Source organism: Streptomyces sp. NPDC014991 (assembly GCF_043080665.1).
GTDB lineage: Bacteria > Actinomycetota > Actinomycetes > Streptomycetales > Streptomycetaceae > Streptomyces.
Genome location: NZ_JBIBVY010000031.1, coordinates 69,385 through 78,449, shown reverse-complemented (window position 1 = coordinate 78,449; position 9,065 = coordinate 69,385). Strand labels below are relative to the sequence as shown.

5 protein-coding genes and 5 pseudogenes are annotated in these 9,065 nt (G+C 68.2%); 5 read left to right on the top strand and 5 right to left on the bottom strand.

Annotated elements, in window-relative coordinates; all coding sequences use genetic code 11:
- Positions 1–647 precede the first annotated feature (647 nt).
- Together ACF1BE_RS32565 and ACF1BE_RS32560 are read left to right on the top strand one after the other, a co-directional pair.
- A pseudogene (locus tag ACF1BE_RS32565) lies at positions 648–960 on the top strand (transposase); the annotation flags it as partial.
- Positions 961–2,306: 1,346 nt separating this feature from the next.
- Positions 2,307–2,483, top strand: a pseudogene (locus ACF1BE_RS32560) (serine/threonine-protein phosphatase); the annotation flags it as partial.
- A 50-nt stretch (positions 2,484–2,533) separates the two neighbouring features.
- Here the strand turns inward: ACF1BE_RS32560 and ACF1BE_RS32555 are convergent.
- Positions 2,534–3,015, bottom strand: a pseudogene (locus ACF1BE_RS32555) (DUF5994 family protein).
- A 265-nt stretch (positions 3,016–3,280) separates the two neighbouring features.
- Positions 3,281–3,451 (bottom strand): annotated as a pseudogene (locus ACF1BE_RS32550) (transposase); the annotation flags it as partial.
- Between the two features lie 516 nt (positions 3,452–3,967).
- On the opposite strand from ACF1BE_RS32550, the pseudogene ACF1BE_RS32545 reads away from it, so the two are divergent.
- A pseudogene (locus tag ACF1BE_RS32545) lies at positions 3,968–5,193 on the top strand (PP2C family protein-serine/threonine phosphatase).
- Between the two features lie 260 nt (positions 5,194–5,453).
- On the opposite strand, the gene ACF1BE_RS32540 reads toward ACF1BE_RS32545, so the two are convergent.
- Together ACF1BE_RS32540 and ACF1BE_RS32535 are read right to left on the bottom strand one after the other, a co-directional pair.
- Positions 5,454–6,668, bottom strand: a complete 1,215-nt coding sequence (locus tag ACF1BE_RS32540; RefSeq protein ID WP_392202589.1) for a glycosyltransferase — start codon at positions 6,666–6,668, stop codon at positions 5,454–5,456.
- Entirely contained in the window at positions 6,665–7,465 is an 801-nt protein-coding gene (locus tag ACF1BE_RS32535) for a MerR family transcriptional regulator (protein WP_392202588.1), read from the bottom strand. The genes ACF1BE_RS32540 and ACF1BE_RS32535 overlap by 4 nt, the downstream gene beginning before the upstream one ends.
- Positions 7,466–7,595: 130 nt before the next feature.
- Here ACF1BE_RS32535 and ACF1BE_RS32530 point away from each other — a divergent pair, with 130 nt between their 5' ends.
- Positions 7,596–7,997, top strand: coding sequence for a VOC family protein (locus ACF1BE_RS32530; RefSeq protein WP_392202587.1), 402 nt, complete (start codon positions 7,596–7,598; stop codon positions 7,995–7,997).
- Positions 7,957–8,319, top strand: coding sequence for a GNAT family N-acetyltransferase (locus tag ACF1BE_RS32525; protein ID WP_392202593.1), 363 nt, complete (start codon positions 7,957–7,959; stop codon positions 8,317–8,319). Before ACF1BE_RS32530 ends, ACF1BE_RS32525 begins: the two co-directional genes overlap by 41 nt.
- 494 nt (positions 8,320–8,813) lie before the next feature.
- Here the strand turns inward: ACF1BE_RS32525 and ACF1BE_RS32520 are convergent, their stop codons facing one another.
- Complete coding sequence (locus ACF1BE_RS32520; protein ID WP_392202592.1) at positions 8,814–9,056, bottom strand: integrase core domain-containing protein; 243 nt, start codon at positions 9,054–9,056, stop codon at positions 8,814–8,816.
- Positions 9,057–9,065: the final 9 nt, after the last annotated feature.

The following is a 9,065-nucleotide window of genomic DNA, read 5'->3' as shown; positions in this document are numbered from 1 at the left end:
CACCCGCTACGACAAACGCGCCCGCCACTACCAGGCGCTGGTCACCCTCGCCTGCCTACGACTCTGGCTGCCCTGACTTTGCGGACACGACCTAGTGCTACCGGGGCAGGGGAGGGCATGAAGAAGGCGCTGCACCGGGGGCGCGGCGCCGTGGGCACCTCGCGGGGCCAAGGAGGAGGGCCTGATGGGCGTTCAGCCGGTGGCGACGAGGTTGGCCACTTGGGCTGCGAACCGGGCCCGTCGCTGCTCGGTGAAGCTCTCGGGGTCGGCGGCCTTACAACCGCCACCGCCCTGCTCGACCGGTGCTCCTGCCACCGAGGGGTGCCGGGCCTTGCGTGCTCAAGACGCAGCGGGAAAGCAATCGTGAAACCTCAGCCGAGGAGGGTTTCACCGCTGCGGGAGCCGGCGCAGACGCCGTATTCCCCGGGACCGAAGGTGCTGACTGTGCTGGGGCGGAGCCCCGCACCGCGCCGAGCCATGACCTGCGGGCTGGAGTGCATCCACGACCGGGCACACCGACTGGAACGGGCCCGGCAGGACAGTCGGCACGTCGCGCAGCGCCGCGCCGACGGGACGCCCCGACCCCCGCGGCGCAAAAGCGCAAGTCACGAGCTCGACGGTGTTGGTCCGACCTGCCGGAGGCAGGTCCACCCGCTCGTGGCCTCCCTCACGAGGTTCGGGACACCGACGGGCACGGCACCCCACTCGCGGTCCTCCTCACGGGCGCCAACCGCAACGACGTCACCCAACTGCTGCCGCTGCTCGACGCCGTCCCCACCCGTCCGCGGCCGACCCGGACCCCCCCGACGCAGGCCGGACTCACTGTTCGCCGACCGCGGCTACGACCATGACGTCTACCGCGACCAGGTCCGCGCCTGCGGCATCGTCCCAGCCATCGCCCGCCGCGGCACCCGGCACGGCTGTGCAAGCCGCCGGTCATATGGGTATGTCCAACGAAACGAGGGGGAGCCGTGTTCGTGCAGCGCCCGTCGCGGCTGAACGCGGGGGAGCCACGCCCCAGTGATTCACTCGCCTCCGCGCGGTCAAAGGACAGGAGGGGCACGCCGATGGGTAGAAGGGCACGCAGTTCCCTCGCCTTGGAGCGGAAGGATCTGGCATTCGATCTAGCGAGAATGTGCGGTAAGCGATTCCTTCCGAGTAACTCCCTGCCAACGGTTCACACGGCAATCGTCTACCGAGCGCGCAGGGCACCGACAGCGGTCAAGGTGCCGTGTTGCCAGGACGAACGGGGTCGGTGGACGGCGGCCGAGCACGTGTATCTCCACCGTCTGTCCGAGGCGCTCCGAGACCTCTACTTAGCCCATGGCGGGCATCCCGAAACCCAGGTCGACCTCCACATAGGTAAGGAACCAGACAACCTGCCGCCAGCCCTTCTGCCGTGGCGCCGGTGGTCGGGCAAGGCAGTCACGCAGTCGGAGAGCGCACAGCGTGCCTTTCACGAGTGCGCTGAAGAGGCAGCCGAGGGATACCGGCAGGTTCGCTACGAGATCGAGCGGCGCATCGCAGAGCACCGGATCCAAAGGCTGGAGAAGAAGACAGCCGGCCACCACCGGATCGTTCTGTTGGAGCAGATCGCGCTACGCCCCCTATGGACGTACGCCATCTCTAGCGATGACTCAACCATCTTCGTGCACCGTCGTGACATCTCGCCGCTTCCGGCACCACCGGGGTCTTCTCTCCCTTCATCGCCGGCATTGACCGCTGGCGCACTCGAAGCGGCCTTGTGGGCTTGCCACGGTGAGAAACCACGCCATTTGAAGTGGGACACGCATTCCCGCAGTGCCATCGAAACGGAGTGCCGCCTACAGGGCGTCAACATCAGCTTTGAGGGCTGGTGGGAAGCCGTGAGTCAGCAGTCCTGGACACCTTCGCCCTCAGGCCCAACGCCCCTCTACCTCAGATCTACTCCCCGAACCAATCAGTCGGGCAACCGTGGCGGCTACGGAAGCGGAACCTCCGGCAGCGGCGGCTTCGGCGGGTACACAGGTTGACCAGTATGCCGGTTCTGAAGGCAGCTGGCAGAGACTGATACGCCGTGTGAGCAATCCGTTCCGTCGTGCATACCGAGGCAGCGCTCGCTCCATGGCGTCTCAGCCATGCCTACACGAGCAACTCGCTGAACCTGACAGAGAAACCGTGCGAGGCACGTCTCCGCCTGCGACTGACCACCGCCTGCCCCTCTCCCTTTCGGAGCTCTCCGTCTTCTGCCGTGCCGACACCACGGCGGAGGGCGGAGACCTGTGCCCCGACACCTGGCGGCCGACCGAGTCGCCCGTGTGGGATTCCGGCCCGGTGGGGCGGCGTTCGGGGAGGACCAGCTGATCGACTGTGTGAACCAGCTGGAGAGAACCGGCCGCGGGGTACGGGCGGTGACGCGCGCCCTGTCCCACCCCCTCAAGCGGGCGCGGGGCGGACACACCACGGATGACGCGACGCTGCTCATGGTGGAGTGGCGCGGCTGACCTCCCCACTGTCGTCCGGCACCCCCTCCGCCGGCCTTGCTGGGGTCTCGTCAGTCGGATGGCCCGTACCCGCTCCCGGTGTCGATGAGGATCTGTTCCGCCTGGCTGATGTTGTCGGCCCGGACGGCCTGGGCCATCGCGGCGCGTGCGGCCTCGGATGTCGCGTTCGGCGGGACCACCAGCAGTGAGAACACGTCCTGGTCGCCCCGGGTGATCAGGACGGTGTCATCGCCCACCGGGAAGGAGTCGATGTGCACCACCCGGTCGTCGACGACGATCCGCCTCGGGAGCCCTTCCCAGGCCGCGGTGTCCAGCCCGACGCGGGTCACGGGGCCGAGATGTGCGATGAGGGCGCTCAGCCGCGCGGGCAGCTCGGCCCCGAGGTCGCGCGACCGCGGCCACCACGCACCGTTGAGGACTCCTTCGCGTGACTCAGTCGTCTCCAGACGGAGAAGTGCACACCCCGGCCGTACGGCCTCATGGAGCCACTGGGCAGGCGCCGGGAAACAGGGGATGTGTCGGAGCTGGTCATGAGGGCCACCCGTCCTCGGAAAGCCTCTGCGAACACGGGACTCGCCTCGCCTCTCCCACGCTACTCCTCGTGGCACGGCCGGTCGGTGCCTCCAGAAGCGATGTCCCGGTCGGCCCCAACCAGAACGGATTCGGCACACATGAGGCCGGGAATCCTCGTGAACACGTGAGAGCTACGGAGAGGCGTCTCCCAAGGCCAGAAACCCTACGGCCCACGTTTGCCCAGGTCACATCTCCCACCCAGGGAAAACTCCTAGCTGATCGTTTCAGAATGAGATTCGGAGTCGTCTCAAGCAGATGATGTTGCAGGCGAGTTGGAGCAGTGCGAGGTGAAGGTCGGCGCGTATCTCGTAGCGGATCCGGAGTCGTTTGGATCGGTGGAGCCAGGCGAAGGTCCGCTCGACGACCCAGCGGGTCTTTCGCGGTGTGATGCTGCGAACGCACCTGGTCCTCAGCCCAGTCGCCCAGCCGCAGCCACGGACGCACCTGGCCTACCAGGTAACCCACCACGAGCGCCGCGACGGCCGCCAGCGAGATTCGCCGCCCATCGTCAGGACCACCGCCTTCCGATCGCGGACAAGCTGATCCATCCACTCCGGCGTCAGCGTTGCGACGAGCACGTCTAGCGGCACAGCAGGCGCGGGGGCCGATCGCGGGTGCACGTCATAATGCTGGCCGGCGCCGACAGAGCCAGCGCCCGATGCCGGTTCTCCCGGGCGCGGCGGGTGCCCCGAGCGTGAGGAACGCGTGGCTGAGGTGGACGTGGTGCTTCCGCTCGCAGCTTGATCATTCTCGGGGCGAGGCGGTCCCCGGGCGAGGGATGCGCAACTGCGGACAGCGCGGGCCGACATGCCGCGCATGGCGTAATGAACCGCTCCGGTGCCTTGAGCAGGTCACGTTGTGCGCAGGCAGTGACCGGTGCGGGTGGCGGGAAGGCGGTGGCGAACCGGGCCATGGGCGAGGAGAGCATGGACCGGTCGGAGAGTTTCGGCGAGCGGCTGCTCGGTGTGCTGCTGGATCGGGCGCGGCTGTTGCCGCCGCAGTTGATCGCCCCGCTGATCGCGGAGGGGGCGGCACAGATGGGCGGCCGTGAGGTGTCCATCCTGCTCCAGCACTACGCGCAGGAGCTGCTGGTGCCGCTTCCGGGCACGAAGCTGCACGTGGGCCAGCCCGAGCCGGTGGTCGGCTCCCCGGCCGGCCGGGCCTTCCAAAGCGCGGACGTCGTCGAGGTATCACGGGCCGGCGGCGGCGTGCGGATGTATCTGCCCCTGTTGGACGGCAGTGATCAGGTGGGCGTCCTGGCCCTGACCCTGGACAGCGTCGACGACGATGACCGGCGTCTGCTGCGCCGGCTCGCCGGCTTGGTGGCCGACATGCTGGTCACCAAGAACGCCTACACCGACCAGTTCTTCCTGGCCCGGCGCCGGGAGCCGATGAGCGTGTCCGCGGAGATCCAGTGGGGTCTGCTGCCGCCGCTGACGATGACCGTTCCGCAGGTCGAGTTGGCCGGCATCCTGGAGCCCGCCTACCGCGTCGCGGGCGACAGCTTCGACTACGCACTCAACGACAGCGTCCTGCACATGGCCGTGATCGATGCGATGGGCCACGACCTGGACGCCGCCGCGATGGCGACAATCGCCATCGGCGCCTACCGCCATGCCCGGCGCGTGTTCGTCAGCCTGGCCGAGAAGTACGCTTTCATGGACCAAGCCGTCTCCCGGCAGTTCGGCGACGACCACTTCGTCACGGCGCAGCTGATGCACCTGAACATCGCCACCGGTGAGTTGGAACTGGTCAATGCCGGCCACCCCGCGCCCCTGCTGTCCGCGACAGCCAGGTCCTGCGGCAGCTGGAGAGTGCGACGACCCTGCCCGTCGGTTTTGGAGGCGAGACGCCCCGCGTCAGAGAACACACACTCCAGCGGGGCGACCGGGTGCTCTGCTACACCGACGGCATCATCGAGGAGCGCGTCGACGGTGGGCAGCCCTTCGACGAGGAACGCCTCATCCGCTGCGTCAACCGCCTGGGGCAGGAGCGGTCTGACGGGATGCGTGCGGATCTGCGCCGGCTTTCCCACACGCTGAAGAAGGAACGGGGCGGGCGCACCAGCGACGACGCCACCCTCTTCATGATCGAGTGGCGCGGAGACGCCGCCGACCACCTCGCAGTCCTGCACTGATACACCTCCACATCGGCCAAAGGGACCAGCCGATCCTCAGCAAGGTCGTGGCTCCACTAGCGGAGAAGGTCGGCAAGCAGCGGTTCGACGCGGAGTTCGCCAAGGTGATCAAGGGCAGCGATACCGCCCCGCGCTACGCGGCAGCGTTGCGCCACGGCCGCGAAGTGGCTGACCAGAGCGAGGGCCCGCAAGCTCATCACCGCCCTGGTCGGCCACCCTTGCGACGTCATCTCAAGTGGCTCCATCAGAGCGGATTGGAGTCATCCATCGGCCAGCTGCTGGATGGTCTCGAGTGCCTGACGTGCTCCGTTCTCGGTCACCAGATGTTCCGCCGCTCTTGCGGCGGCTCGGCTGTGTGCCTGCTGCTTCACTACTTGGTCAAGCGAGTCGGCAAGCCGTTCGGCGGTGAGGGACCGGAAGGGGATCGGGTCGGTGGCCGCGCCGAGGGCGGCGAGTCGCCCCGCCCAGAACGGCTGGTCCGCGGTCACCGGCACGGTGACCGCAGGCACTCCGGCGCGCAGCGCGGCGGCCGAGGTGCCGGCCCCGCCATGGTGGACCACCGCGGCCAGCCGTGGGAACAGCAGGGCGTGCGGCACATCCCCGATGGTGAGCACGTCGTCCCCGTCGGCGGCGAGCCCGGCGCTGCCGGCTTGGAGGATCCCCCGCAGTCCGGCGCGGCGCAGGGCTCGCACAGCGATCTCGCTCAGCCGTTCCCCGTCGCCGGCCGCCATGCTCCCGAAGCCGATGAGGACGGGCCGGGATCCGGCACGCAGGAAGTCCTCCAGATCAGTAGGCAGCCGTTCGGCCGCATCGTGATGAGGCCACCAGTTGCCTACGACATCCAGGCCAGAGCGCCAGTCGGAGGGACGGGGGACCAGGACCGTGCTGAAGCCGTGTAAGATGGGCCAATTGGCCTGTTCCTGTCGTCGACGTATCTCGGAAGGAGAGGCCGGGGGCAGCTCAAGGCGGTGGCGCAGCGCCGCGACCGCCTGTTCGTAGACGCGGTCGGCCATCCGCAGTGCGAAGCATCCGGTTGCTCGGTTGGCGAGACGGCCCAGCGAGCGGGAGCCTGTGACCATGGGCGGGAAGTCGCCGGTTGGTGCGGTGGGTTGGAGGTACACGCCGAGGCTCGGTATGCCCGTGGCCTCGGTGAGGTGCCAGCCGAGCGGAGCCGTGGTGGTCGACAGCAGGAGCAGGTCCGTGCGATCGTCCATCACGTCGGCGAAGCCCTGACCCAGTTCTGTGATGAACGCGGCAGCAGTGTGCATAAGTTCACGTTTGCCTGTGACCCCGCCTCGCACCCGTGTGTCGGCGGGGAGACTGCGAAATTCCAACCCGGCGTCGCGTACGAGGGGTGCGAAGGTGTCTGTGGTGGCGAGGGCAACGTCGTATCCGGCCCGGCACAGTTCGGCGCCCAGACCCGTGTAGGGCGCGACGTCGCCGCGCGATCCGGCCGTGGCGATCAGGATCCTCATTGGTCCTCCTCGGAATCGGTACGGCCACCTGCGTGACGGGCCGCGTTGGCGTGAACCGCCTTGCGCGTATAGGCGGCCAGGCCCGGGCGTTGCTGCGACGGCGGTATGACCAGAGCGAATGCGCGCGGGTCGGCGACGAAGTCGTCCGCGATGCGCCGGTGCATGTCGGGCGGGCAGAAGGTGAACCATCGTGAGATGTGCAAGCGGTGCTCCTCGGCGAGGTCCTTGGCCCGCTCGCTGTTGCTCAGCTCACCCTCGTCGAAGGCCGCGAGCAGCTCCGCGCGCCAAGCGGCGGCCTCACCCATGAGCTGACGCCAATCCTCTTTGGTGTGAGAAGCCGCGCGCGCCATCGCCTCGCGCTGTCCCTCCGAGTGCGCCCATTTCAGTTCTGCCTCGGTGGCATAGCTCAGGTCGAAGGTGATCTCACCGAAGACCTCGAAGCGTTCTTGAGGAGTCAGGGGCACCCCGGTCTTCTGGACCTCTATCGCCCGTTCCGCCACCTCGGCCAGCCGCTGCAGCCTGGCGATCTCCTCACTCAGCTGCCGCTGCCGGGCCCGGAGCCGCTCCAGGGGGTTCACCTGCGGATCCTCGAAAATCGCGGCGATCTCGTCGAGGGGGAAGCCGAGCTCACGGTAGAAGAGGATCTGCTGGAGACGGACCAGGTCAGCCTCACTGTAAAGCCGGTATCCGGCGTGGCTGCGGTCACTGGGCGAGAGCAGCCCCGCCTTGTCGTAGTGATGCAGTGTCCGCACCGTCACCCCGGCGAAGGCCGAGACCTGCCCCACGGAGTAGCTCATCCACCTGCCCTTTCGTCGGTACTAAACCTCAAGCCTGACGTAAGGGGAGGGTCAACTCGCGCTCGCTTAGCCTCGGAGGTGAAGACGGAGAAAACACCTGCTCCGCCTGCAGCGGGCCGGGCGGCCGGCGATGGCGGCGGACGTTTCGAGCGCGGTGTTTCGGCCTCTGGCAGGACGAGGAGCACCTCGGTTGGCAGGTGGCCGACTGGAACCACCTGCTGGCGCCCGACGTGCCGACTGCGGCCGCGTTCTACCGCGCGGTGCTCGGCTGGCAGCCCTTACCCCGCACGGACGGGAGCGCCGACCTGCTGGTCGACGGCGAACCGGTGGGGGGGGGATCCGCTGCGGTACGGCACCGGGGTGGTCGCACTGGCAGGTGTACGTCGCCGTCACCGACGCCGACCTGAACGTACGCCGGGCCGTCGGGCTGGGCGGGCAGGTCCTCGACGGCCCGGAGGAGACCCCGTACGGCCGGGCGGCCCGGCTCGCCGATCCGCGGGGCGGGCGATTCTCCGTCATCGAGGTGGGCTGACGCAGGCGCGGCCCCTCGGGAGTTCATCGGTCGAAGCGGTCTGCAGTATTGGGAACAATTCGACGCCGTGGAACTGGGGTGGACCCTTCGAGCGGATCACTGGGGGCACGGCTATGCGACCGAGGCCGCTCAAGCATGTCTGGACTGGGGGTGGGCCACCCTCGACGACGACTACTTCACGGCTCTCATGCGGCCGGGAAACGAGGCATCAGTGAGGGTTGCCGAGCGCCTGGGATTCACGCCGCGTCGAGAGGACCATCTGCAGGGCCGCCCAGTCACGGTCTATGCCGTGGACCGCCCGAACACCCTGCCCGCTTGTTGATGTTCCGCATGAGTCACGACAGCAGAGGTCTCTTCCTCAACAGGGCGAAGCCAGCGCGGCCGAACATCTGACGCTTGAGCATCCTGATCCGATTCACGTGGCCTTCGACGATACCGGAGTTCCAGGGCAGTGTGAGGCCAGCGGTGACGGCGTCTATGTCGCGTTCGAGGTGCCGGCGAAGTGCCGGAGGCTGGGCAGATCGGTAGTGGAGGTGGCCGCTTCGATCCAGGCCGGCAGCTGGTCGCCCTGGAGGTGAGCGACCATGTGGCCGACGGAACGCACGTGCTCCGAGAGTGCCGTCAGCTCGGGGCAGTTGACCAGGACAGCTTTGATCTGGAGCCGGTCGCTTTCGGGCAGGGCGTCGGGGTGGGTGAGGAGCCAGCGCGTGACGGCACGGGCCGACGGCGGGCGGGGGCCGACCGGCTGGGGCTTGCCGCGAAGATTCCTGCTGACGTAGTCGCGGACGGGCCTTGACCCCGGTTCCTGGACGCGGGTTATGCGGCTTGCGTCAGCGTAGTTGATGCCGTTCGGAAGGTGTTCTCGTAGGCGATGGGGGTGCGGTGCCCGAGGCGGGAGTGACGGCGTCGGACGTTGTAGCGGTGCAGCCATCGGAACGCGTCGAGCCGGGCCTCGCGCTCGCCGCCCCAGTGCTTGCGGCCCTGGAGAGTCTCGCGTTTGAACGTTGCGTTGAAGGACTCCGCGAGTGCGTTGTCCGCCGAGCTGCCGATCGCGCTCATGGACTGGCG